The sequence below is a fragment of the Halomonas halodenitrificans DSM 735 genome, assembly GCF_000620045.1.
Taxonomy (GTDB): Bacteria; Pseudomonadota; Gammaproteobacteria; order Pseudomonadales; family Halomonadaceae; genus Halomonas; species Halomonas halodenitrificans.
Genome location: NZ_JHVH01000008.1, coordinates 73,102 through 95,780, shown reverse-complemented (window position 1 = coordinate 95,780; position 22,679 = coordinate 73,102). Strand labels below are relative to the sequence as shown.

The window sequence follows — 22,679 nt, the reverse complement described above, 5'->3', positions numbered from 1 at the left end:
TGTTCAGATCTTGCGGATCGCTGCGACCCGGGTAGCCGGCGGATGCGAGGGAGCGGCGAGACATGTTAACATTCGATTAGAATTCTCAGGAAAATCCGTGACATGTCGATGCTCAAGATCTTTGTAGGAACCATGTATGGCGGCGCCCTGGACGTCGCCGAACAGGTCAAGCCGTTGTTCGAGGAGGCGGGCCATGAGGTGGCCATTCTCGAGAACCCTTCACTGGCCGACCTGACCGCGGCGGATACCGACCTCGCGCTGTTCTGTGTTTCCACCACCGGCAGCGGTGACTATCCCGGCGGCTTCGCCCCCTTTGCCAATGCCATCGCCGAGCAGAGCCCGGGGCTCGCCGCCCTGCGCTATGGCCTGATTGCCCTGGGCGACAGCTCCTACGGTGAGACCTTCTGCGGTGCCGGCCGCCAGCTCGACGAGCTGCTGGCGGGGCAGGGCGCCCTGCGGCTGGGAGAGCGGCTGGAGGTCGATGCCATGGAGACCTTCATGGCCGATGATGCCGCGATTCCCTGGGTCGAGGAGTGGATCGATTCGCAGCAGTTGAAGGTCGCCTGAGGTGGGCGCCCGGCCGACGCCGGAACGGCTCAGCCTGCTGGTGGGCCTGGTGGTGGTGATGCTCGCCACGCTGCCGCGGTATCTGGTGGGTGACCATGGCAATCGTTTCAATCTGATGCTGATGGCGTTGCCCTTGGTGGGCCTGGTCGCGGTGCTGCAGTGGCGGCTTCTCGATTCGGCGGGCAGGACTGGACTGCCCCGCCTGCTGGGACGCCTGGGGCTTTGCCTGCTGGCCGGCCTGGCCGGCATGGGAGCCTGGCATGGCCTGTTCAGCGACTTCGTCGGCTGGGAGCTGTGGATCTCCCACGGCGCCACCCTGGGGCTGCTGCTGCATGCCATCACTCTCTGGGTGAGGCCGCTCTCCCAGGAATAGCGGGGGACAGTCCCCATACCCCGGGGACAGTCCCCCCGACAGCCATATCCCGGGGACTGTCCCCCGGCAGCCTCCAATCGCTTAGCCCAGCGTATAGCAGGGCTTGTAGTCGCCGGTTAACTTCATGCGTCCCTGAACCACGAAGGAGTCGAGCAGCGCATCCAGGCGGGCCATCAGCTCGGGCTCGGCGCTGAGCCGGAAGGGGCCCTGGGCCTTGATGGCGCGGATGCCCTGCTCCTTGACGTTGCCGGCGACGATGCCGGAGAAGGCCCGGCGCAGATTGGCGGCCAGCTCGTGTACCGGCTGGTCGTGAGTCAGGGTCAGGCTGGCCATGGCCTCATGGGTCGGCTCGAAGGGCGCCTGGAAATGGCGGTCGATATTCAGCCGCCAGTTGAAGTAGAAGGCATCCTGGCGCGCTCGGCGATACTCGGCGACCTCGTCGACCCCCTTGCGCATGGCGCGTGCCACCTCGGTGGGGTCGTCGATGATGATGCGATAGCGGCGGCGTGCCTCATCGCCCAGAGTGTAGGCCAGGAACTCATCGATGCGCTGGAAATACTCGGCGCTGCTGGCCGGGCCGGTCAGGATGACCGGCATGGCCATATCGGCGTTGTCGGGATGCAGCAGGATCCCCAGCAGGTAGAGAATCTCCTCGGCGGTGCCCACCCCGCCCGGAAAGACGATGATGCCGTGGCCCAGGCGCACGAAGGCCTCCAGGCGCTTCTCGATATCGGGCATTACCACCAGTTCGTTGACGATGGGATTGGGCGCCTCGGCGGCGATGATGCCGGGTTCCGAGACGCCCAGGTAGCGGCCCTGGTGGCGGCGCTGCTTGGCGTGGGCGACATTGGCGCCCTTCATGGGGCCTTTCATGGCTCCGGGGCCACATCCCGTGCAGATATCGAGGTCGCGCAGCCCCAGGTGGTAGCCCACGTCCTTGCTGTAGTCATACTCCTCGCGGGAGATGGCGTGTCCGCCCCAGCACACCACCAGGCTCGGGTCGATGCCGAGCTTGAGGGTGCCGGCCTTGCGCAGGATGTGAAACACCGCGTTGGTCGTGCCCTCGCCGGTGGTCAGGTCGAAGCGCTGATGCCCCTGGATCTCGTTATAGACGTAGACGATATCGCGCAGTATCGAGGAGAGGTGCTCGCGGATGCCGCGAATCATCTTGCCGTCGACGAAGGCCTCGGCCGGGGCGTTGGTCAGCTTGAGGCGAATGCCGCGATCCTGGGGCACCACCTCGATATCGAAGTCGGCATAGGTCTGCATCAGGGCCAGGCCGTCATCGGTGGGCGAGCCACTGTTGAGTACCGCCAGGGCGCAGCAGCGCAGCAGGTCGTGCAGGCCGGCGCGGGAGGTGTCATGCAGCCTCGCCACCTCGTGCTGGGAGAGGATCTCGAGACTGCCTTCCGGTGAAATGAGGGTGGAGATGGTATCGGGCATGCGGGCGTCCTTGTCATGCGAAGATGTGCATCCTCGATGCTATCACGCCGGACGCGGCGTCAGTGCTAGAATCGATCCCCCATTCGTGGTGTGATCCGTCATGTTCAATGCGTTGTACTTTCGTACCTTTATCACCCTGGTCGAGACCGGTAGCTTTACCCAGACCGCGCACCGGCTGGAGATGACCCAGCCCGGGGTCAGTCAGCATGTGCGCAAGCTTGAACGCTATCTGGACAAGTCGCTGCTGGAGCGCCACGGGCGGCGCTTTACCCTGACCGAGGCGGGGCGGCGGGCCTACGACTACGCCCTCAAGCTGTTCGCCGAGCATGAGCAGTTCCGCCACTCGCTGGATGCCGATTCCACTTATTCGGGCGACTGCCGACTGGCCTCGCCGGGTAGCGTGGGCGCGATGCTCTATCCGTTCCTGCTCGGCCAGCAGCAGATGTATCCGGGGCTGACGGTAAGCTACACCTTCGCCTTCAACCAGGAGATCTCCCAGGATGTACTGGCGGGCCGCTATGACCTGGGCATCGTGACCGAACCCATGCGTCATCCCGATCTGGACGTGGCGCCCTGGCATCGCGAGCCACTGTGTCTCGTGGTCCCGGCGGACTTCGTCGGTAGTGGGCTGGCCGAGCTGATGGGGATCGGATTTATCAGCTACTTCGATGGCCTGAACCATGCCAGTGCCCTGCTGCGGGGCAACTTCCCCGGGGAATTTCGCTCCATGAGCCATTTCCGGCGCCAGGGATATACCAACGAGGTAGGCATGGTGATGGATGCCGTGGCCCGGGGGCTGGGGTTCACGGTGGTGTCGCGCCCGGTGCTGGAGACCTCGCCCTGGCAGCGTCAGGTCAAGGCGCTGGAGCTGCCCGTGGCGGTGCACGAGACACTGTATCGGGTGACCCGGGCGGGCAGCGAGATGCCGCGGCGTTATGTGCGACTGCTGGAAGACTTTCGTGAACAGCGTCGCCTGGCACTGCATGGCTACGGTGACACGTCGGAGTTGGGGCCTGCATTCTAGCCATGTCCGCCGCCTGAAAATGACGGGCCCCGCCGAAGCGGGGCCCGTTGCCAGTGACGCCACTTACCGTGAAGCGCCGTCGATGAGATTTCGACGGAATCAGCGGCGATACTCGTCGATGCTCGGGCAGGAGCAGATCAGCTGCCGGTCGCCGGAGACGTTATCGACGCGGTTGACCGCCGGCCAGTATTTGGCCGCCTTGACCGCCTCGCTGGGGAAGGCGCCGGTCTCGCGCGAGTAGGGGCGCTCCCAGTTATCATCCATGAGGTCGGCCATGGTATGGGGCGCCATGACCAGCGGGTTGTTGTCGAGGGGCCATTCGCCGGCCTCGACCCGGGCGATCTCCTGGCGAATGCCGATCATGGCGTCGCAGAAACGGTCGATCTCGTAGCGCGACTCGGATTCGGTGGGCTCGATCATCAGGGTGCCGGGCACCGGGAAGGACATGGTCGGCGCATGGAAGCCATAGTCCATCAGGCGCTTGGCGATGTCCTCCTCGCTGATGCCGGAGCTGGCCTTGAGCGGGCGGATGTCGATGATGCACTCGTGGGCCACGTTACCGTTTTCGCCCTTGTAGAGCACCGGATAATGGTTGCCCAGGCGGCTGGCGATGTAGTTGGCGTTGAGGATGGCAAGCTCCGTCGCCTCGCGCAGGCCGCGGGCCCCCATCATCTTGATGTAGGCCCAGGAGATCGGCAGGATCGAGGCGCTGCCGAAGGCCGCCGCCGCCACCGCGCCGCAATCGGCGTTGACGCCGTCGATGGGGGTAACCACGTGATTGGAGACGAAGGGCGCCAGGTGCGCCTTGACGCCGATCGGGCCCATGCCCGGGCCGCCGCCACCATGGGGGATGCAGAAGGTCTTGTGCAGGTTGAGGTGGCTGACGTCCCCGCCGAAGTCGCCGGGACGCGAGAGCCCCACCTGAGCGTTCATGTTGGCGCCGTCGACATAGACCTGGCCGCCATGGTCATGCACGACCCGGCACACGTCGCGGACCCCGGCCTCGAAGACGCCGTGGGTGGAGGGGTAGGTGATCATGATTGCCGAGAGGGTCTCGGCGTGCTTGTCGGCCTTGGCCTGCAGGTCATCGATATCGATATTGCCGTCGGCATCACACTCCACGACCACGACCTTCATGCCGACCATGGCGGCGGAGGCGGGGTTGGTGCCATGGGCCGAGCTGGGAATCAGGCAGACATCGCGGTGGCCTTCGCCCACGGAGGCCTGATAGCGGCGAATGGCCACCAGGCCGGCGTACTCGCCCTGGGCCCCGGAGTTGGGCTGCATGGAGATATGGTCATAGCCGGTGATCTCCACCAGGAAGGCGGAGAGTTCGTCGACCATCTGCTTGTAGCCGGCGACCTGGTCGCGGGGCACGAAGGGGTGCACCTCGGCGAATTCGGGCCAGGTGATGGGGATCATCTCGCTGGTGGCGTTGAGCTTCATGGTGCAGGAGCCCAGCGGAATCATGGCGTGGGCCAGCGACAGGTCCTTGTTCTCCAGGCGCTTGAGGTAGCGCAGCATCTCGGTCTCGCTGCGGTAGCGCTTGAAGGTGGGGTGGGTCAGGAAGTCGCTGTCACGACGGCAGGCCGCGGGGATGCCGCCGGCGTCCTCGGCCAGGGCTCGCTCGTCCAGCTCGCGCACCGAAAGACCGTGTTCCTCGCCGACCAGCACGTCGAAGAGGACGTCGAGGTCGTGGGCCGTGGTGGTCTCGTCGAGGCTGATGCCCACGTCACCGTTCTCGAAGTAGCGAACATTGATCGCCTGGGTGAGGGCGCGTCCATGAACCTTGCCCGCATCGATACCGGTCAGGCGCAGGGTGTCGAACCAGCTGTCGTGGGCCAGGGTCACGCCCTTTTCCTGCAGGCCGAGTGCCAGAAGGGTCGTCAGGCGATGGATGCGACCGGCAATGGTGCGCAGCCCTTCGGCGCCATGGTAGACGGCATAGAAGCCGGCGATATTGGCCAGCAGTGCCTGGGCGGTGCAGATATTGGAGGTGGCCTTCTCGCGCCGGATATGCTGCTCGCGGGTCTGCATCGCCATGCGCAGGGCCTGGCCGTCGCGGCTGTCCTTGGAGACACCGATGATGCGCCCCGGGATCGAGCGCTTGAGCTTGTCGGTGGTGGCGAAGAAGGCGGCATGCGGGCCGCCGAAGCCCATGGGCACGCCGAAGCGCTGGGTGGTGCCGACGACCATGTCGGCGCCCAGGGCGCCGGGCTCCTTGAGCAGCACCAGCCCCATGATGTCGGCGGCAACACAGGTCATGATCCCACGCGCCTTGGCCGCTTCGAGCAGCGGGGCCAGATCATTGACGCGTCCGCTTTCGCCGGGGTACTGGAGCAGGGCGCCGAAGGCATCGGTCTCGGCGAGCTGCTCCACCGGTGCGACGACCAGCTCGAAGCCGAAGTAGGCGGCACGGGTACGCACCACGTCCAGGGTCTGGGCCAGGACATCATCGGCGACGAAGAAGCTGTTGCTCTTGGCCTTCTTGTTGGCGCGCCGACATAGCGCCATGCCTTCCGCGGCGGCAGTGGCCTCGTCGAGGAGCGAGGCATTGGCCAGTTCCATGCCGGTCAGGTCCATGACCATCTGCTGGAAGTTGAGTAGCCCTTCCAGGCGCCCCTGAGAGATCTCGGGCTGATAGGGGGTATAGGCGGTGTACCAGCCGGGATTCTCCAGCACGTTGCGCTGGATCACCGTCGGCAGATGGGTGCCATGGTAGCCCTGGCCCAGGTAACTCTTGAAGGGTCGGTTCTGGGCGGCCAGGCGCCGCAGATAGTTCAGCGCCTCGGCTTCACTCTTGGGCGGATCGAGGTCCAGCTCGCCGTCCAGGCGGATATCGCCGGGCACGGTGCGTTCGATCAGGGTGTCCAGGCTGGCCATATCCAGTTCGGCGAGCATGGCATCGATCTCCTGCTCGCGGGGACCGTTGTGGCGTTGGATGAAGGCATCATGAGCGGCCAGATCGGCCAGGCGGCGGTTGTCGAGAGCCATGTAACACCCTGTCGGTAATGTTGGGGCCGGTCGCCAAGCGGCGCGGCGCGGTAATGCGTGTTACCTCCGGCCCCACAGGCCGGAGGCATCAAGGAGAGATCACTCGTCGGCGCTGGCCACGGCCTCGTAGCCGTCGGCATCCAGCAGGTCGTCGATCTGGGTGGCGTCCTCGAGGCGCACCTTCATGATCCAGCCATCCTCGTAGGGCGACTCGTTCAGCGTCTCGGGGGCGTCTTCCAGGGTTTCGTTGACTTCGATGATCTCGCCGGCCACCGGGGCGTAGAGATCGGAGGCCGCCTTCACCGACTCGACCACGCCGAACTCGTCCTTGAGCTCGAGGGTGCGGCCTACCTCGGGAAGTTCGACGAAGACCACGTCACCCAGGGAGTCCTGGGCATGGTCGCTGATGCCGATGGTCACGGTGCCGTCGCCATTATCCAGGACCCACTCATGGCTGTCGGCGAAGCGCAGATTGGCAGGAATAGAGCTCATCGAATTTTCCTATAAGAAAAGTTTTTCCGGGCGGAACGAATGCTACCGCCATTGGCAGCGTTTGGCGAGTCCTCAGCGCTTCTCGCAAGCGTGGACCGAGGTCTCATGGTGCAGGGTGGCGCCTAGTGGGCTTTCCGTCCACCCCCGGCATGGGCTGGATGGGCGGGTAAGCCGGTGTATAGCGAAGATTACACGCGCGGGCGATGTCATGGCGTCAATACAGTCTGCAGGATCATGGCCGGTCGAGGGGCGAATCGGCGTGTGCATGCGCCCGGAAGGTCGGTAGAGGCGCAGGCCCCAGGTTTCCCATCGGAAACTCATGGCCGGCTCCGGGCGCTCGCTCTTTTACTCGTATTGCTCGTTTGGGTGGTGCAACGGCCATAAAATCCGCTATGTTACGCGGGCTTGCGCTGTGTTTTATGTGTCCGGCGCCGCGGGTCGTGGTGAATCCTGTGCTGTTGCCACGGCGCCCGATTCTCTCATCATGAAGGCAGGATCGGGCCAGTCATTGATTGCCGGGCGAGGGGATACCTGAACCCAGTGCACAATAATAATCGCTTAGGGAGAACGACGTGGAAACCTTGAATACGATCTTTAGTGCCATCAACGGCGTGGTATGGGGGCCGCTGATGCTGATCCTGTTGCTCGGGGTAGGCATCTATCTACAGGTCAGCCTCAAGCTCATGCCGATCCGCAAGCTTGGAGAGGGTTTCAAGCTGATGTGGCAGGGGCGGGACAGCAAGCACAGCCCGGACGGCAAGCCGAAGAGCGAGGAAGATGGCGAGATTTCGCCCTTCAACGCGCTGATGACGGCGCTGTCGGCCACCATCGGTACCGGCAACATCGCCGGTGTCGCAACTGCCATCGCCCTGGGCGGTCCCGGTGCGGTGTTCTGGATGTGGATCACCGCCCTGGTGGGCATGGCCACCAAGTTTTCCGAGGCGGTGCTGGCGGTTCGCTTCCGGGAAACCGATAGCACCGGCTTCCATATCGGCGGCCCGATGTATTACATCAAGAATGGCCTGGATCGTAAGTGGCTGTGGCTGGGTGGGGCCTTTGCCTTCTTCGGCGCCGTCGCCGCCTTTGGCATCGGCAACACCGTCCAGTCCAACTCCGTGGCCGACGCTCTCGACAGCACCTTCGGGCTGCCCCACTGGATTACCGGTGTGGTAATCATGGTGCTGGCCGGCGCGGTGATTCTCGGTGGCATCAAGCGTATCGCCAAGGTGGCAGGCAAGCTGGTGCCGGTCATGGGGATTGCCTACGTGATCGCGGGCCTGGTCGTGCTGGTGGTCAATGCCGATCAGGTCGGCGGTGCCTTCGGCATGATCTTCACCTACGCGTTCAATCCGCATGCCGCCGCCGGTGGCTTTGCCGGTGCGGCGGTGATGGCGGCCATCCGCTTCGGCGTGGCCCGCGGGATCTTCTCCAACGAGGCGGGCCTGGGGAGTGCCCCCATCGCGCACGCCGCGGCGCAGACCAAGAATCCGGTTCGCCAGGGCCTGATCGCGATGCTGGGTACCTTTATCGATACCATCGTCGTGTGCTCCATTACCGCCCTGGTCATCCTGACCGCCGGCGTGTGGAAAACCGGCGAGGCGGGCGCCTCACTGACCGCGCTGTCGTTCGATGCGGCCTTGCCGGGCCTGGGTAACGAGGTGGTATCGCTGGCGCTGACGGTGTTTGCCTTCACCACTATCCTGGGCTGGTCCTTCTATGGCGAGAAGTGCTTCCAGTTCCTGTTCGGCACCCGTTCCATCACGCTCTATCGGGTCCTGTTCGTGCTGGCGATTCCGCTGGGTGCCCTGGCCAACCTGGGGCTTATCTGGCTGATGGCCGACACCTTCAACGCCATGATGGCGATTCCCAACCTGATCGCCCTGGCGCTGCTGTCGCCGGTGGTCATCAAGCTGGCTCGCGCCTACTTCAATGGCGAAGAGGTGCTGCCGGGAGAGGAACTGGACCACGACAAGTCGTGATCCGCTGGCCTCTGGCAGAGTGACGGAAGGCGCCCCGAGGGGCGCCTTCCGTCGTTTGGATGGTACCGGTTTCGGCAGACTGACAGTTTATATACCGTTATCCATTCGGGCATGCGCCGCGAGGCAAGCTTGAGGATCACCCCCGGGGCAGGACATGGCGAAAGGTAAGGCTGATGCGAAGGCCCGGGATGCGTCGGGGCAGCAGGGCATGCTGAAGCCGCGACTGGACCCCCGGACCCATCACCAGGAGACTCCCGTGGGATAACCAGAGGTTGAAGGCCGGGGCCTGGCGGTTCTTCCAGCGAAAGCGCAGCGGACGCTCGGCGCCCAGGCTGACCGCGGCAATCTGCGGGTCACCGCCAAGTTCGGGCTCGTCGTCACTATGCCAGCCCATGCGGTCGTTGCCGTCGGCGTAGCGGTTGATCAAGACGCTGTTGAAGCGTGGGGCGGTTCCCGCGGCGTCAACCGCGTTGACGACCCGGTCTCTCAGGTCCGCGATCGGCGGATGCCAGGGGACGGGGAGGAAGCCCTGGCCGGAGTAGCGGTAGCGGGCATCGGGGTCCCCCATCCAAACCTGGCGGCGTGGGATGAGGTGTTGTCGGCCATACAGGTGAAGCCTGGGCCGTTGCCAGTCAAGGCACTGGTCCAGGTGGGCCAGCAGGTGATCGGCCTCGACCCGGGCCAGAAATCCCGGTTTGACCCATAACGGAGGCGTTTCCAGCACGCCGGTGAGCCCCTCAGCGCAGGACACGGCGCGGATTCACCGGCTTGCCGCCGTGGCGCAGGTCGAACAGCAGGTCATGACGTTCGGTGGCGCTGCTGTAGCCCACCTCGCAGAGCGGGTCGCCCGGCTTCACGGTGCTGCCATCCTTCACCATGAGTCGCTTGCACTGGGCATAGACGCTCTGCAGGTTATCGGCGTGGTGAACGATGACCACCTGGTCGAGCTGGCGCATGCTGCCGGCATAGCGTACCTCACCGGCCGCCACGGCCTTGGCCGTGGCCCCCTTGTCGGTAGCCAGCAGCATGGGCTGGAGGGTGCCGCGGCTGTCGGCCCCATAGGCACGCACGATACGGTAGTCGTCCAGCGGCCAGGGCCAGCGGCGAGCCGAGCCCGGCAGATCGCCGGGGTCCGGAAGGCTCGCGCGTCGCGCGGGCTTCGATCCACTCGACCCGGAACTTCCTCCGGAAGCCGACGCGCGGGCCGCACCGCCAGACGATAGCGGTACCTTGATCAGCTGTCCGACGCGAAGTTGGGTCGAGGCAACGCCGGGATTTGCCTTCTGCAGGCGCGAAGCACGTGTCTTGAAGCGTCGAGCGATACTCGTGTAAGTATCCCCGGCACGCACCTGATAGCGATAGGGACCCTGGTAGGGCGCGCGTTCACGCTGGGTCGGCATCAGCAGTCGCTGGCCCACCGCCAGGCGTCGGGAGTCGGCGCCCGGGTTGAAGCGCTGCAGCCGCTCCAGGGGCACGCCGGCGCGCTGTGCCAGGGTGCCGAGGGTATCGCCACGCTGCACGATAACCCAGCTACCGCGGCGGGAGGCTTCGGCCGCATCACGTGTGGCACCGTCCTTCTGCTGGGCGGCGCAGCCGGCGAGGAGCAGTACCAACAGGCCGATCAGAAGTGCGAGAGACGTTCGTCCTTTTGGTGCCAAAGCGCATTGATCCATGATTGGAAGCGTTCCTTGTCGCTGGCGTTATCCTGGTAGTTACCGTTGTGCATCCAGTCCTCGATCGACAGGATACGGGTCTGCATCACGATGCGACCCTCATGGCCACACAGGTAGCCCCAGAAGCTCGGGTTCGGATTGTCGTAGTGGAGGGTGACATCGATGATGCCGGCGAGCTGGTCGCCGAGCAGGTTCAGCACCTGGGCGACGCCGCCTGCACGAGGCCGCAGCAGGTGCCGATAAGGCGCCCCCTGGGCGGCATGCTTGACCGGGGTGAAGCGTGTGCCTTCCACGAAGTTGAAGATGGCGATGGGCATCTCCCGGGCCCGGTCACACATGCGCTCCGTGGCCTGTTGGTCGCGGCGAGCGAGGTGAGGGTGACGGGCACGCTGCTCGGCGGTCATGCGGCGCATGAAGGGATATTCGAGGGCCCACCAGGCCAGCCCGACGATCGGCACCCAGATCAAGACCCGCTTGAGGAAGAAGCGTGGCATGGGGATGCGCCGGTGCATGGCGAAGAAGAGCACGAAGATATCGGTCCAGCTGCGGTGGTTGGAGAGCACCAGCCAGCCGCGCCGGCGAGAGAGGCCTTCGGGCAGCTCGATGTCCAGCTGCGGTTTCAGCCAGTGTCGCATCCACCACAGATTGAGCCCGATCCAGTTAAGCGCGATGGCGTTGATCACCTTGAGGACCGCCAGGCGCCATCGATGCCCGGGGGTCAGCAATTTCACCAGCGTCATCATGAGCAGGGGGACCCCCCAGATCAGCGTGGTCAGAGTAAGCAACAGCAGGCTGACAATGCCCCTGAGGGTCGACATGCCGCTCTCCATGGGTCGTTGGTGAGAATCTGGGCAATGCTAAAGGATCGTCGGGCGCCTGCCCAGCGCCCGGGGCAACGTATCCGTCTCATTGACGCTTGAGGGGCCGGCAGGAGCGTTTTGACTCTCGACGATGACCTCCTTCAGGGCCAGGGCCGCGGTGGAGAGTTCACCGTGGGTGAGGATGCCCACGGCTCGTTCGATGGCGGGCGTTTCCAGTGTCAGGCAGCAGGCACCGAGCTCCTCCATCTGACGGCGGCATAGCGAAGGAACCGCGCTGACCCCCAGGCCGCTGGCGACCATGCGACCCACCGTGGCAAGCTGATGGCTCTCGAAGGCGGTCGGCAGGGACATGCCTTCGGTTGCCAGCTGCCGCTCCAGCAGGCGACGCACCATGGAGGGGCGCTGGAGGGCGATAAAGTCGTGAGTCAGCAGCATTTCCCAGCGCAGTGTGGCCTGCCTGGCCAGCAGCGAGCGGGGCGGCACCACGGCGACGAAGCGGTCATCGAACAGGGGGGTGAAGGCGAGGCTTCCCGTGGCCTCGGGTTCGAAGGCGATACCCAGCTCCACCTGGCCGTTACGCACCATGTCGATGACCTGCTCGTTGATGACGTCATGCACGGTGATGTTGACGCGCGGATAGCGCTGCCGAAAAGCCATCAGGGCGGTAGGCAGGAGGTTGCTGGCGAAGGAAGGCATGGCGGCGACGCCGAGTCGGCCCATCTGCAAGGTGAAGCGCTGGCGCATGAGCTCTTCGGTGTTGTCCCATTCGGCCACTAGCCGCTTGGCCAGCGGGACCAGCGATTCGCCCTCGGGCGTCAGGCGAACGCTGCGCGTGGTCCTGGTCAGCAGTCGGCCGCCAAGGCTCTCCTCGAGCCCCTTGATCGCCAGGCTCAGGGCCGGCTGTGAGAGGTGCAGGTGCTCGCAGGCCTGGGTAAAGCTCAGGGTCTGGGCGACGGCGAGGAAGGCGCGGAGCTGCTTGGTGGTCATGGCAAGGGCGCTCGAAACAGGCATGCGACGAAGGTGTGATTAATGAGTCTTATAGATTAAAGGATAAAAAAAACAAACTTAACAAATATATTTCCCGGGGTAACACTGGACTCAGGGCCTCGACAGGCCCACGATTCTTCCCGAGTCCCTTCTTTTCCCCGAGTACTCTAGCCACATTCCCGAGTACGTCAGCCAAACGACATGAGGCGCCCCAATGGCCGGATTCGACAAGCGCGTTAACTCCTACGAAGAGGCGATGGCAGGCATCGAGAGCGGCATGACCGTCGCTGCCGGTGGCTTCGGCCTCTGCGGCATTCCCGAGAACCTGATCGCCGAGATCAAGCGTCGCGGCGTTAAGGATTTGACCGTGCTCTCCAACAACTGCGGCGTCGATGGCTTCGGCCTGGGCCTGCTGCTGGAGGACAAGCAGATCTCGTGCATCCATGCCTCCTATGTGGGCGAGAACGCGCTGTTCGAGCAGCAGATGCTCAACGAGGAAATCGAGGTCGTCCTGACGCCCCAGGGTACCCTGGCCGAGAAGATGCGTGCCGGCGGCGCGGGGATCCCGGCGTTCTACACCGCCACGGGGTACGGCACGCCCATCGGCGAGGGCAAGGAAGTTCGCGAGTTCAATGGCCGCCCGCATATCCTCGAGGAGGCGTTCCACGCGGACTTCGCGATCGTCAAGGGCTGGAAGGCCGATCGCTACGGTAACGTGGTATATCGCGACACCGCCCAGAACTTCAATCCGCTGGCGGCGACCTGCGGCAGGATCACCGTGGTCGAGGTCGAGGAGATCGTCGAGCCGGGCGAGCTCCATCCCGACCAGATTCACACCCCGGGAATCTATGTCGATCGCATCATCAAGGGATCCTTCGAGAAGCGCATCGAGAAGCGTACCGTGCGCGACGCCTGAGGCGTGCATCACGACCGTTTCCCACCGACCGTTTCTCATCGAACAAAGAGGCAACAAGATGGCACTGACTCGCGAACAGATGGCAATGCGCGTGGCGCGTGAGCTGGAAGATGGCTTCTACGTCAACCTCGGCATCGGTATCCCCACCCTGGTGGCCAACTATATCCCCGAGGGCATCGACGTGATGCTGCAGTCCGAGAACGGCCTGCTCGGCATGGGGCGTTTTCCCTCCGAGGAGGAAGTCGACCCGGACATGATCAACGCCGGCAAGCAGACCGTGACGGCGCGGCCCGGCGCGGCGATCTTCGACTCCGCGGAATCCTTCGGCATGATCCGCGGGGGACACGTGGATCTGACCGTTCTGGGGGCGTTCGAGGTCGACCAGAACGGCAACATCGCGTCCTGGATGATCCCCGGCAAGCTGATCAAGGGCATGGGAGGCGCCATGGACCTGGTGGCCGGCGCGGAGAACATCATCTGCACCATGACTCATGCCTCCAAGCACGGTGAATCCAAGCTTCTCGAGTCCTGTAACCTGCCGCTTACCGGTGCCGGCTGCATCAACCGCGTGCTGACCGATCTTGCCTACCTCGAGATCAAGGACGGCGCCTTCCACCTCAGGGAGCGTGCCCCTGGGGTCTCCGTGGAAGAGATCGAGTCATTGACGGCCGGCACGCTGGTCGTGCCCGACCACGTGCCGGAAATGACCTTCGATTGATCGGCGATGATTTTGTGACCGTCCGCCGCAGAGTCGATGCGGCGGGGCAATAGCGCCAGTGTTGCACAGCGTTATCCACAAATTCTGTGGATGACGCTCAGTTGATCTCGCAGCGGGTATGGTGGGGCAGCAGCAGCTCGACCGCCCGTTCCTGGTCGGCACCCACCGATTTCTGTACCAGCGCGACCCCCCCGGTCTCGACTCGGTGCTCGTCACCCTCGGCGAACGGCAGGGGATGCGACCCGCCAGGATAGAAGCGGTACTGAATCAGCGGGGAAATGGGGAAGAGGCCATGCTGGCGGTCCGCCGTCCCGGCAAAGCCGGCGTCTTCCATTCCGCGGTGCAGGTCCTCCAGGGCGGTACCCAGGCGCTGGCAATCATAGCCGACGTGATGGAGGCGAGGGCCGTTGATGGCAAGCGCCGCCGCCAGGGGGTGAGCCTGGTACAGGGTCTGATAGCTATCCCAGTCGGGCATGGGCCAGGGGCGGCCACGACACAGTCGGTTGGGCCCTCGGTGGGCCGACTGGGGGGCCAGGTCGACGAGGTTCTCGAGCAATGCCCTGGCGTGTCGGGGCAGGGTTCCCGTCTGGAGTTCGGCGACCGCGAACCAGGGACCCTCCTGTGGTGGGGACAGCAGGTTGACCAGCAGCCCACGGTCGGCCATGGCGTGGCGGTGTCGGATGCGGTAACCGAAATGCTCGAGTGAGGGAAGCAGGGCGTCCATGCCGTGATCACTGTGGTTGAGAGTCAGCAGGGCAAGGTATTCGGCCGGGGCATTCGGCGCCCACAACCGCAGCCCACCGATCTTCGGGTGTTGATGGATGAAATCCAGCCATAACTGCTGAATGAACTCTGCTCTCTGCATCGAAAGCGCTTCCCTTGTCGTCGTGGACTGGCAGGAAGTATAGGCGCCGAGGGTAGAGAGCTTTCAACGCCCGGACCACGCGGCCGAGCGGTGGGGATCTCAGTTGGCTGGAGCGGTGGCCAACAGGCCGTGTTCGCGTACGTACTGATCGAATTCGGAGAAGCCGCCCACCGGGGTGGCATCGAGGAACACCTGGGGCACGGTATGCACGGTCTGGCCTACCTTAACCGTGAGGTCGGCCTTGGTCAGCCCTTCCGCGTACATGTCGACATAACGAAAGCCCTCTATGGCGCCGCCGGCCTCGAGGCGCTGGGCGAGGTCCTTGGCAAAGACGCAGAAGGGGCAGCCGGGGCGGCCATAGATGGTCACGAACATGGAAACTCCTGGGCGCCAGGGGCGCGGATGAAAATATCAGGGGCGCCCATTATCGGTGATAGGCCAGATTCTGGCCAATAGGCCCTGGCGAGCCGGGCCATTGAGAATGTCTATTGAGAGTCTCAATACCTGGCGATGGCGGCCTGCTCGGCCATCGACCTAGGGGCTTTCCAGCTCTCCGGCATCGGCACGCCGCAGCAACTCGCCCAGCTCGGCGTGAATGCCGGGACTCGAGACGAGCAGATTCTCTCCGTAGAGGGCCGCGGGGATGCCCTCGGGGCAGGGATAGAGATGGCCGGTACGGGCACCGGCTTCGCCGGCAATCAGCCAGCCGGCCGCGAAGTCCCAGGGAGACACGCTCTCGTAGTAGGCATCCAGGCGGCCGCAGGCCACATCGCAGAGGTCCAGGGCCGCCGAACCGTTGCGGCGCACGTCCTGGCAATGATCGAGCACGGCGCCCAGTCGCCGCATCAGCGGTGGCCGGCTGTCGCGGCGGTACGGAAAGCCGGTGGCGACCAGACTGCGGCTCAGCTCCTTGCGGCGGCTGGCGTGAATCGGCAGATCGTTGCGCCAGGCACCCTCGCCGCGGATCGCCGTGTAGGTCTCGCCGAGGAAGGGAGCGTGGACGACGCCGATACGGGTCTCTCCATGCTCCAGCCAGGCGATGGAGACGGCCACATGGGCCAGGCCGTGGGCAAAGTTGACGGTGCCGTCGATGGGGTCGACGACCCAAAGGGGGCCCTCGACCGCCAGGGCTCTGCGGTCGGGAGAGAGCTCCTCGCTGAGGCGAGCCTCGCCATGAAAGGCCGCATCCAGGCGGTCGCGGATCAGGCGATCCACCGCCACGTCGATATCGGTCACCAGCTCCTCGCCGGCCTTGTAGCGGTGGCCGAAATCCTGGTGATCGCGTGCCTGGCGGATATGTTCCCCCGCTTCCAGGGCAATCGCCAGGGCATGCTGCAGGCGTTCGTTATCGGTCATGGTGGGGCTCTTTGCGCTGGACTGGGTTTGCTGGGCTGGATGGCGTGTGCCACCAGCCTAGCAGTTTGTCGGGCTGGCGCCGATGGCTGGTCTGGGGCCGACGAGTGATCCTGTCAGTTGGCGCCGTGTTGGCGGTCTTCTGTCACCTGACTCACCAGGGCGCCGTAACCTTCTTCTTCCATGTGTTCCAGGGGGATGAAGCGTAGCGCCGCGGAGTTCATGCAGTAGCGCAGCCCCGTGGGCTCCGGGCCGTCGTTAAACACATGCCCGAGGTGGGAGTCGGCGTATCGGCTGCGGATCTCGGTGCGCTTCATGAAGAAGGTGTTGTCCTCCCTTTCTAACCGGGCCTGGCGCGGATCTCCCGACACAGGGAGAGACCGTCCATTCCGGGCAGCATCAGGTCGAGGATGACCAGGTCTATACCGCCTTGAAGAAAGCGTTCCAGCCCGGAATCGCCCAGTTCGTATAGCATCGGATGCATGCCAAGGTCGGTCATATGCATCCCCACCAGTTCGCCGATACTGCGATTATCTTCAATAATCAGTACGTTTCGTGTCATGGTGTCATCGCTCTATCATCCTGCGTTCTCAACCCTTGTTATAGTCAACCATTGCCATACCCTGTCGGCCTGGCAAAAGGACACGCGCTTGGATGGGCGGATCCTTCGCGTCGCTATATCATGCCCTGTGCCAGGACGCCACCAACCACTCGAGACCCGCATGAACGGCCGTACTGGCACCGCTATGTGGATATGGAGAGACCCATGCATGCCCTGACGCCGGAACAGTATCAACGCCTGCGGCGACTCGCCGAGGCCTGGACCGCCAGCCATCTGCGGGAGTCCAAGACCCTGCCCCAGTTCAACCCACGGCTGGCCGCCGATGCGCTGTGCTTTCAGTGTTATCGCCTGCCCGAACATGGCGAGCAGCTGGTGGGGGCGCTGGTCACGCCGGTATCACTCTGGCTGGTGATGCTGCCTGCCGAGCCGGAGGCATCCATGCCTGCCGCCGGGGAGCATTGCAGTCTGTCGCTGCCCTCCGGCCGTTACCCCATGGAAGCCGTGACGCTGGGCGAAGGGGTCGGCTGCTGGCGCCTGGTTCTGCTCGATGACCTCGGCGATGTGGCCTCGCGTCAGGATGCCAGCCGGCTGGCCCAGCGGATGATGGAGCGGGTCATGGTACGCCAAGAAGAATCTCGGGACGGCGCGCCTGGCGGCGAGTGATTCGCCGCCTCATTCGGGGTGGCGTGGCATAGCGGTATCCCCTTATGCTGGTCGTGCAGCACGTTTTTCGGCTATCTACCCGCAAGCCCCACTTATTCAGCAAGGAGTTGCCCATGTCAGCGTCCGTTACCCCCCGTGTCGCCCTTGTCACCGGCACCAGCAGCGGTATCGGTGAGGCGGTGGTTCGCCATTTCTGTAAGCTGGGCCATCAGGTGCTGGCGGTGGACTTCAACCCCGCGGGCCGGGAGGTGGCGGAGAAAGCCGGTGCCAGCTTCTTCCAGGCCGACCTGACGGATGGGGAGGCCTGCCAGGCGGCCGTGGCCGAGGCCATCAAGCGTTTCGGGCGGGTGGACATCCTGGTCAACAACGCCGGCATCCAGCATGTATCGCCCATCGAGACATTTCCGGAAGCGAAGTGGCGTCAGATCATCGACCTGATGCTGACCGCCCCCTTCCTGCTGAGCCAGGCCGTCTGGCCTTCCATGCGCGAGAATGGCTGGGGCCGCATCGTCAATATCGCCTCGGTACACGCCCAGGTGGCCTCGCCGGGCAAGTCGGCCTATATCAGTGCCAAACACGGCATGATCGGCCTGACCAAGACCGCGGCGCTGGAGGGTGGCGGCCAGGGCATCACGGCCAATGCCATCTGCCCGGCCTATGTCAAGACCCCGCTGGTCGACAACCAGATCGCCGATCAGGCGCAGATGCACGGCATGCAGGAACAGGAGGTGATCGAACAGATCATGCTCAAGAATGCCGCCGTCAAGCGCCTGATCGAGCCGGTCGAGGTCGCCGAACTGGTGGCCTACCTGGCGTCGGATTCGGCCGGCGCCGTCACCGGTGCGAGCTGGAATATCGATCTGGGGTGGACGGCGCAGTAAGCCCGGCTTACCGCCGCACCGGCCGCTTCTGTAGCTTGCGCTGCAGGGTGCGTCGGTGCATGCCCAGGGCCCGGGCGGTGGCGGAGATGTTGCCGTCGTGCTCCTGGAGCACCTTCTGGATATGCTCCCAGGCGATTCGGTTGATGGAGGGCGGCTGCTCGGCCACCTCTATCTGCGGATCGCCGTCATCCTTCTCGAAGGCGGCGAGCACCTCGTCGGCATCGGCCGGCTTGCACAGGTAATTGACCGCTCCCAGCTTGATCGCTTCCACGGCCGTGGCGATGCTGGAGTAACCGGTCAGGATCACGATCCGGCACGCCGGAACCACTTCCAGAAGCTCCGGAAGCAGCTTGAGACCTGACTCGTGTTCCAGCTTGAGATCCAGTGTCGCCAGAGTCGGACGATGCTGACGCGCCAGGGACAGAGCCTCCTGGGCGTCGCGGGCAACCACGACCTCATGGCCACGGCGCGTCATGGCGCGGTCGAGTACATGGCAGAACATCTCGTCGTCGTCGATGATCAGCATGCGTTGGGGCGTGTCTGGCATGGGGCTCTCGCTTGGATGGTGGATGAGTTCATTCGTTGGCGGCCGCGCGTGGCAGCACGACCTCGGTCAGGGTGCCACCCTCGGGGTGATTATATAGGCTGACGCCACCGCCGAAGCGGTTGATGGTGGCATGGGTCAGGAACAGCCCGATGCCCATCCCCTTGCTCTTGGTGGAGACGAAGGTTTCGCCCAGCTGATCGGCAATGGACAGGGCCACCCCGGGGCCATGGTCCCGGATGTCGATGATCACTTCGTTGTCGTGCCAGTCGAGTCTGATGGCGATATCGTCGGGATTGGCATCGGCGGCATTATTGAGCAGGTTGATCAATGCCTGTTCAAGGGTGGTGTCCACCGCGAGCCTGGCGCGCTTGCGATGTTCGGCTACCTCCATGAGATGGTTGACGTCGGGTCTCAGCACCAGCCAGCGCTGTACCACTCCAGCCACCCAGAGCTCGGCATCCGTGATCTGAGGCCTTGCCATGCGCCGACGGTCGGCGCTTTCCACCAGTTGCTGCAGCCGTGACTTGCAGGTGTCCACCTGTCGGCGGAGAAGGTCGATATCCTTCAGCAGCATGGGCTGTTCGCCGGCCTCCTCCCGCATTTCGGAGAGCAGCACCGCCATGGTGGAGAGCGGAGTCCCCAGCTCATGCGCGGTGCCGGCGGCCTGGGTGGCAACGGCCAGCACCTGTTCATTGCGCAGGGCCGCCTCGCGGGTCCGCGACAGCGCCTGTTCCCTGCTGCGCAGGGCGTGAGCCATCTTGTAGATGAAAAAGGTGACCAGGCCCGCGGAGAGGGCAAAGTTGAGCCACATGCCCAGTATATGCAGGTTCAGGCTCTCGGCGGGGCCGTAATGGCCACCGGTCAACTGGGGCACCGGGTGGTGGAAGGCGAGTAGAGCGCTGTAACCGGCCATGGAGGTCGCGGCAATGATCCAGGCGCAGCGCCATGGCAGGGTGGCGGCAGCGATGGTGACCGGTACCAGGTAATAAGTGATAAAGGGGTTGCTGGCGCCGCCGGTAAAGTAGAAAAGGGATGTCAGGCCGGCAACGTCGGCCAGCAGGTGGAGCAGGTATTCGCCGTCGGTGACGGCACGGTGTCGACCCAGGCGCCACCAGGTTGCCAGGTTGATCACCGCCATGATCAGCACGACCCCGATCACCGCGGCCACCTCGAGCTCGAAGTCGAGCACCTCGACCCCGAAGATGATGGCGGCGAGAAACCCGGTCCAGGTGATGCCACGCACGATCGTCAGGCGGACCAGGTTGCGGTTGGGGGTGGAGAGCGGAAGTGGCTGCGTGGTGGGCATATGGGCTCCTTGACGTCTGGGCCATGATAGCGCGTTCGGCCTACATTTCGCCCCGGTGAGGGCGTAGAATATGCGCCAAACTCCTTTCTCGATGCCGCCCGGTATTCACCGGGTGCCGCGTCGAGTACAAATTGGCGACCCTAATGTCAGACCTGATACAGGCCCATGAGACCGGGCTTCGACGTACCTTTGCCATCATCTCGCACCCGGATGCGGGCAAGACCACCATCACCGAGAAGATGCTGTTGTTCGGCAATGCCATTCAGATGGCCGGCTCGGTGAAGAGCAAGCGCAACGACCGCCATGCCACTTCCGACTGGATGAAGATGGAGCAGGAGCGCGGTATCTCGGTGACCACCTCGGTGATGCAGTTTCCCTATGGTGGACGAGTGGTCAACCTGCTCGATACCCCGGGCCACGAGGACTTCTCGGAGGACACCTACCGGACCCTGACGGCGGTGGATTCGGCCTTGATGGTGATCGACGGGGCCAAGGGCGTCGAGGCGCGCACCATCAAGCTGATGGAGGTGTGCCGGCTGCGTACCACGCCGATCCTGACCTTTATCAACAAGATGGATCGCGATATTCGCGACCCCATCGAGGTGATGGATGAGGTCGAGACGGTGCTCAATATCCAGTGTGCGCCAATGACCTGGCCCATTGGCATGGGCCGGCACTTCAAGGGGGTCTATCACCTCTACAACGATACGATCCATCTCTATACCCAGGGCCAGGGTAACCGTATTCCCGACGACAAGTGCATCGAAGGGCTCGACAATCCCGAGGTGGATACCGTGCTGGGCGAAGACCAGGCCGAGGAGCTGCGCATGGAGGTGGAGCTGGTCCGCGGCGCCTCTCATGAGTTCGACCTGGAGGCCTACCGCCGGGGCGAGCTCTCGCCGGTGTACTTCGGTACCGCCATGGGTAATTTCGGCGTGCGCGAGATGCTCGATGGGTTCGTCGAGTATGCGCCGCCCCCCCAGCCGCGCGACACCGACCTGCGTAATGTGGAAGCCGACGACGGGCGCTTTACCGGCTTCGTGTTCAAGATCCAGGCCAACATGGACCCCAAGCACCGCGACAGGGTCGCCTTCCTGCGCGTCTGTTCGGGCAAGTACGAGAAGAACATGAAGATGCGCCATGTGCGGATCGGCAAGGACGTCAAGATAGCGGACGCGTTGACCTTCATGGCCTCCGATCGCGCCCAGGTGGAAGAGGCCTGGCCCGGTGACATCATCGGCCTGCATAACCACGGTACCATCCAGATCGGCGATACCTTCACTCAGGGCGAAGACATCCGATTTACCGGTATCCCGCACTTCGCCCCGGAGCTGTTCAAGCGGGTGCGTCTCAAGGACCCGCTGAAGATGAAGGCACTCCAGAAGGGCCTGCAGCAGCTCTCCGAGGAGGGGGCCACCCAGGTATTCATGCCGCTGGACAACAACGACCTGATTCTCGGTGCCGTGGGTACCCTGCAGTTCGACGTGGTCGCCCATCGCCTCAAGGAGGAGTACAAGGTCGACTGCATCTATGAGGGCGTCAACGTCAATACGGCGCGCTGGATCTACTGCGACGATGCCAAGAAGCTCGAGGAGTTCAAGCGCAAGGCGAGTGCCAATCTGGCCATCGACGGCGGCGGCTACCTGACCTATATCGCCCCGACGCGGGTCAACCTGCAGATGACCCAGGAGCGTTGGCCGGAGATTCGCTTCCAGGCGACCCGGGAGCACTGACGCTTACGACTCATGTTGATCGATGCCCACTGCCATCTGGACTTCCCCGACTTCGACGCCGATCGAGAGGCGGTCATCGCCCGGGCCCGGGCGGCAGGAGTGCAGCATTTCGTCGTGCCCGGCACGACCCGCGTCCGCTGGTCGGGAGTGCTGGCGCTGGGTGAGCGCGACGCGATCAGTCCCTGCCTGGGGCTGCACCCCTACTTTATGGATGCCCATTGCGATGCGGATATCGATGCCCTGGCCCGGTCGCTGGACGACAATCCCCAGGTGGTGGCGGTAGGAGAGTGCGGCATCGATGCCCGCTTTCCCGAGACTCTCGAGGCCCAGTGGCGGCTCTTCGATGCCCAGCTCAGGCTCGCCAGGGCGCATGGCCTGCCGGCGGTGGTCCACTGCGTCCAGGCCAATGACAAGGTGGCCAAACGGCTGCGCCAGCTGGCGCTTCCCGCCGGGGGGTTGATCCATGCCTTCGCGGGATCGCCCGAGCAGGCCAGGCGGTTTCTCGATCTCGGCTTTGTCCTCGGACTGGGGGGAGCCGTAACCTTCGACCGCGCGAGGCGGCTGCACCGCGCCGTACAGAGCCTGCCCGACGATGGCTTCGTGCTGGAGACCGATAGCCCCGACATGCCGCTTGCCGGCCATCAGGGCCAGCGTAACGAGCCGGCGCGGGTCGCCGAAGTGTGTCGGGCGGTAGCGGCGCTGCGGCACCAGGCCGTGGAGGAGGTGGCGGCCAGTGCCGACGCGACGACGCGCCGGCTGTTCAGGCTGGCCTAGCCGGCAGG

General features: G+C 64.3%; 24 protein-coding genes. 10 read left to right on the top strand and 14 right to left on the bottom strand.

What is annotated here, in order from left to right; translation table 11 throughout:
• Nucleotides 1-102: 102 nt before the first annotated feature.
• Together Q358_RS0105575 and Q358_RS0105570 are read left to right on the top strand one after the other, a co-directional pair.
• Entirely contained in the window at nucleotides 103-567 is a 465-nt protein-coding gene (locus Q358_RS0105575) for a flavodoxin domain-containing protein (RefSeq protein ID WP_027961154.1), read from the top strand.
• Nucleotide 568: 1 nt separating this feature from the next.
• The gene (locus tag Q358_RS0105570) at nucleotides 569-940 is read left to right on the top strand and encodes a hypothetical protein (RefSeq protein ID WP_027961153.1); all 372 of its coding nucleotides are present in this window, start codon (nucleotides 569-571) and stop codon (nucleotides 938-940) included.
• An 81-nt stretch (nucleotides 941-1,021) separates the two neighbouring features.
• On the opposite strand, the gene ppnN is transcribed toward Q358_RS0105570, so the two are convergent.
• On the bottom strand, nucleotides 1,022-2,383 hold the full coding sequence (ppnN, locus tag Q358_RS0105565) for a nucleotide 5'-monophosphate nucleosidase PpnN (protein WP_027961152.1): 1,362 nt from the start codon (nucleotides 2,381-2,383) through the stop codon (nucleotides 1,022-1,024).
• A 100-nt stretch (nucleotides 2,384-2,483) separates the two neighbouring features.
• On the opposite strand from ppnN, the gene Q358_RS0105560 reads away from it, so the two are divergent.
• Nucleotides 2,484-3,407 carry a LysR family transcriptional regulator gene (locus tag Q358_RS0105560; protein WP_027961151.1) on the top strand — a complete coding sequence of 308 codons (924 nt, stop codon included), beginning with the start codon at nucleotides 2,484-2,486 and terminating at the stop codon, nucleotides 3,405-3,407.
• Between the two features lie 99 nt (nucleotides 3,408-3,506).
• On the opposite strand, the gene gcvP is transcribed toward Q358_RS0105560, so the two are convergent.
• Complete coding sequence (gene gcvP / locus Q358_RS0105555; protein WP_027961150.1) at nucleotides 3,507-6,401, bottom strand: aminomethyl-transferring glycine dehydrogenase; 2,895 nt, start codon at nucleotides 6,399-6,401, stop codon at nucleotides 3,507-3,509.
• Nucleotides 6,402-6,500: 99 nt separating this feature from the next.
• A complete protein-coding gene (gcvH, locus tag Q358_RS0105550) occupies nucleotides 6,501-6,893 on the bottom strand; it encodes a glycine cleavage system protein GcvH (protein WP_027961149.1) in 393 nt (130 codons plus the stop codon).
• Between the two features lie 572 nt (nucleotides 6,894-7,465).
• On the opposite strand from gcvH, the gene Q358_RS0105545 reads away from it, so the two are divergent.
• Entirely contained in the window at nucleotides 7,466-8,872 is a 1,407-nt protein-coding gene (locus tag Q358_RS0105545; protein WP_027961148.1) for an alanine/glycine:cation symporter family protein, read from the top strand.
• A 136-nt stretch (nucleotides 8,873-9,008) separates the two neighbouring features.
• On the opposite strand, the gene Q358_RS0105540 is transcribed toward Q358_RS0105545, so the two are convergent.
• The 4 genes from Q358_RS0105540 to Q358_RS16625 are packed head-to-tail and all read right to left on the bottom strand — an operon-like array spanning nucleotide 9,009 to nucleotide 12,353.
• On the bottom strand, nucleotides 9,009-9,623 hold the full coding sequence (locus tag Q358_RS0105540; RefSeq protein ID WP_043487710.1) for an alpha-ketoglutarate-dependent dioxygenase AlkB family protein: 615 nt from the start codon (nucleotides 9,621-9,623) through the stop codon (nucleotides 9,009-9,011).
• Entirely contained in the window at nucleotides 9,610-10,479 is an 870-nt protein-coding gene (locus Q358_RS0105535; protein ID WP_027961146.1) for a LysM peptidoglycan-binding domain-containing protein, read from the bottom strand. The genes Q358_RS0105540 and Q358_RS0105535 overlap by 14 nt, the downstream gene beginning before the upstream one ends.
• 14 nt (nucleotides 10,480-10,493) lie before the next feature.
• Nucleotides 10,494-11,363, bottom strand: a complete 870-nt coding sequence (locus tag Q358_RS0105530; RefSeq protein WP_027961145.1) for an acyltransferase — start codon at nucleotides 11,361-11,363, stop codon at nucleotides 10,494-10,496.
• A gap of 39 nt (nucleotides 11,364-11,402) precedes the next feature.
• Nucleotides 11,403-12,353, bottom strand: a complete 951-nt coding sequence (locus tag Q358_RS16625) for a LysR family transcriptional regulator (RefSeq protein ID WP_051530201.1) — start codon at nucleotides 12,351-12,353, stop codon at nucleotides 11,403-11,405.
• A 214-nt stretch (nucleotides 12,354-12,567) separates the two neighbouring features.
• On the opposite strand from Q358_RS16625, the gene Q358_RS0105520 reads away from it, so the two are divergent.
• Together Q358_RS0105520 and Q358_RS0105515 are read left to right on the top strand one after the other, a co-directional pair.
• Nucleotides 12,568-13,269 carry a CoA transferase subunit A gene (locus Q358_RS0105520; protein ID WP_027961144.1) on the top strand — a complete coding sequence of 234 codons (702 nt, stop codon included), beginning with the start codon at nucleotides 12,568-12,570 and terminating at the stop codon, nucleotides 13,267-13,269.
• 58 nt (nucleotides 13,270-13,327) lie between these two features.
• On the top strand, nucleotides 13,328-13,987 hold the full coding sequence (locus Q358_RS0105515) for a CoA transferase subunit B (RefSeq protein WP_027961143.1): 660 nt from the start codon (nucleotides 13,328-13,330) through the stop codon (nucleotides 13,985-13,987).
• Nucleotides 13,988-14,084: 97 nt separating this feature from the next.
• On the opposite strand, the gene Q358_RS0105510 is transcribed toward Q358_RS0105515, so the two are convergent.
• The 5 genes from Q358_RS0105510 to Q358_RS0105490 all read right to left on the bottom strand — a co-directional run bounded on the left by Q358_RS0105510 (nucleotide 14,085) and on the right by Q358_RS0105490 (nucleotide 16,767).
• The gene (locus Q358_RS0105510; protein WP_027961142.1) at nucleotides 14,085-14,852 is read right to left on the bottom strand and encodes a VOC family protein; all 768 of its coding nucleotides are present in this window, start codon (nucleotides 14,850-14,852) and stop codon (nucleotides 14,085-14,087) included.
• A gap of 99 nt (nucleotides 14,853-14,951) precedes the next feature.
• Complete coding sequence (locus Q358_RS0105505; RefSeq protein ID WP_027961141.1) at nucleotides 14,952-15,227, bottom strand: GrxA family glutaredoxin; 276 nt, start codon at nucleotides 15,225-15,227, stop codon at nucleotides 14,952-14,954.
• Between the two features lie 159 nt (nucleotides 15,228-15,386).
• A complete protein-coding gene (locus Q358_RS0105500) occupies nucleotides 15,387-16,208 on the bottom strand; it encodes an inositol monophosphatase family protein (protein ID WP_027961140.1) in 822 nt (273 codons plus the stop codon).
• Between the two features lie 113 nt (nucleotides 16,209-16,321).
• Nucleotides 16,322-16,576, bottom strand: coding sequence for a peptide-methionine (R)-S-oxide reductase (locus tag Q358_RS16620; protein ID WP_425402538.1), 255 nt, complete (start codon nucleotides 16,574-16,576; stop codon nucleotides 16,322-16,324).
• Entirely contained in the window at nucleotides 16,546-16,767 is a 222-nt protein-coding gene (locus Q358_RS0105490) for a response regulator (protein WP_027961139.1), read from the bottom strand. Before Q358_RS0105490 ends, Q358_RS16620 begins: the two co-directional genes overlap by 31 nt.
• Before the next feature lie 204 nt (nucleotides 16,768-16,971).
• Between Q358_RS0105490 and hybE the strand changes: the two genes are divergently transcribed.
• Nucleotides 16,972-17,430: a [NiFe]-hydrogenase assembly chaperone HybE gene (gene hybE / locus Q358_RS18790; protein ID WP_027961138.1), complete on the top strand. Its 459-nt coding sequence runs from the start codon at nucleotides 16,972-16,974 to the stop codon at nucleotides 17,428-17,430.
• Nucleotides 17,431-17,543: 113 nt separating this feature from the next.
• Entirely contained in the window at nucleotides 17,544-18,311 is a 768-nt protein-coding gene (locus tag Q358_RS0105480) for a 3-hydroxybutyrate dehydrogenase (RefSeq protein WP_027961137.1), read from the top strand.
• 7 nt (nucleotides 18,312-18,318) lie between these two features.
• Here Q358_RS0105480 and Q358_RS0105475 read toward each other — a convergent pair whose 3' ends face one another.
• Nucleotides 18,319-18,858, bottom strand: coding sequence for a response regulator transcription factor (locus Q358_RS0105475; protein WP_027961136.1), 540 nt, complete (start codon nucleotides 18,856-18,858; stop codon nucleotides 18,319-18,321).
• 28 nt (nucleotides 18,859-18,886) lie between these two features.
• On the bottom strand, nucleotides 18,887-20,164 hold the full coding sequence (locus tag Q358_RS0105470) for an ATP-binding protein (protein ID WP_027961135.1): 1,278 nt from the start codon (nucleotides 20,162-20,164) through the stop codon (nucleotides 18,887-18,889).
• Nucleotides 20,165-20,307: 143 nt separating this feature from the next.
• Between Q358_RS0105470 and Q358_RS0105465 the strand changes: the two genes are divergently transcribed.
• Together Q358_RS0105465 and Q358_RS0105460 are read left to right on the top strand one after the other, a co-directional pair.
• Nucleotides 20,308-21,897 (top strand): peptide chain release factor 3, encoded by a 1,590-nt coding sequence (locus Q358_RS0105465; RefSeq protein WP_027961134.1) that lies wholly within the window; start codon nucleotides 20,308-20,310, stop codon nucleotides 21,895-21,897.
• Between the two features lie 12 nt (nucleotides 21,898-21,909).
• The gene (locus tag Q358_RS0105460) at nucleotides 21,910-22,671 is read left to right on the top strand and encodes a TatD family hydrolase (protein WP_027961133.1); all 762 of its coding nucleotides are present in this window, start codon (nucleotides 21,910-21,912) and stop codon (nucleotides 22,669-22,671) included.
• The last annotated feature ends 8 nt before the right edge of the window (nucleotides 22,672-22,679 follow it).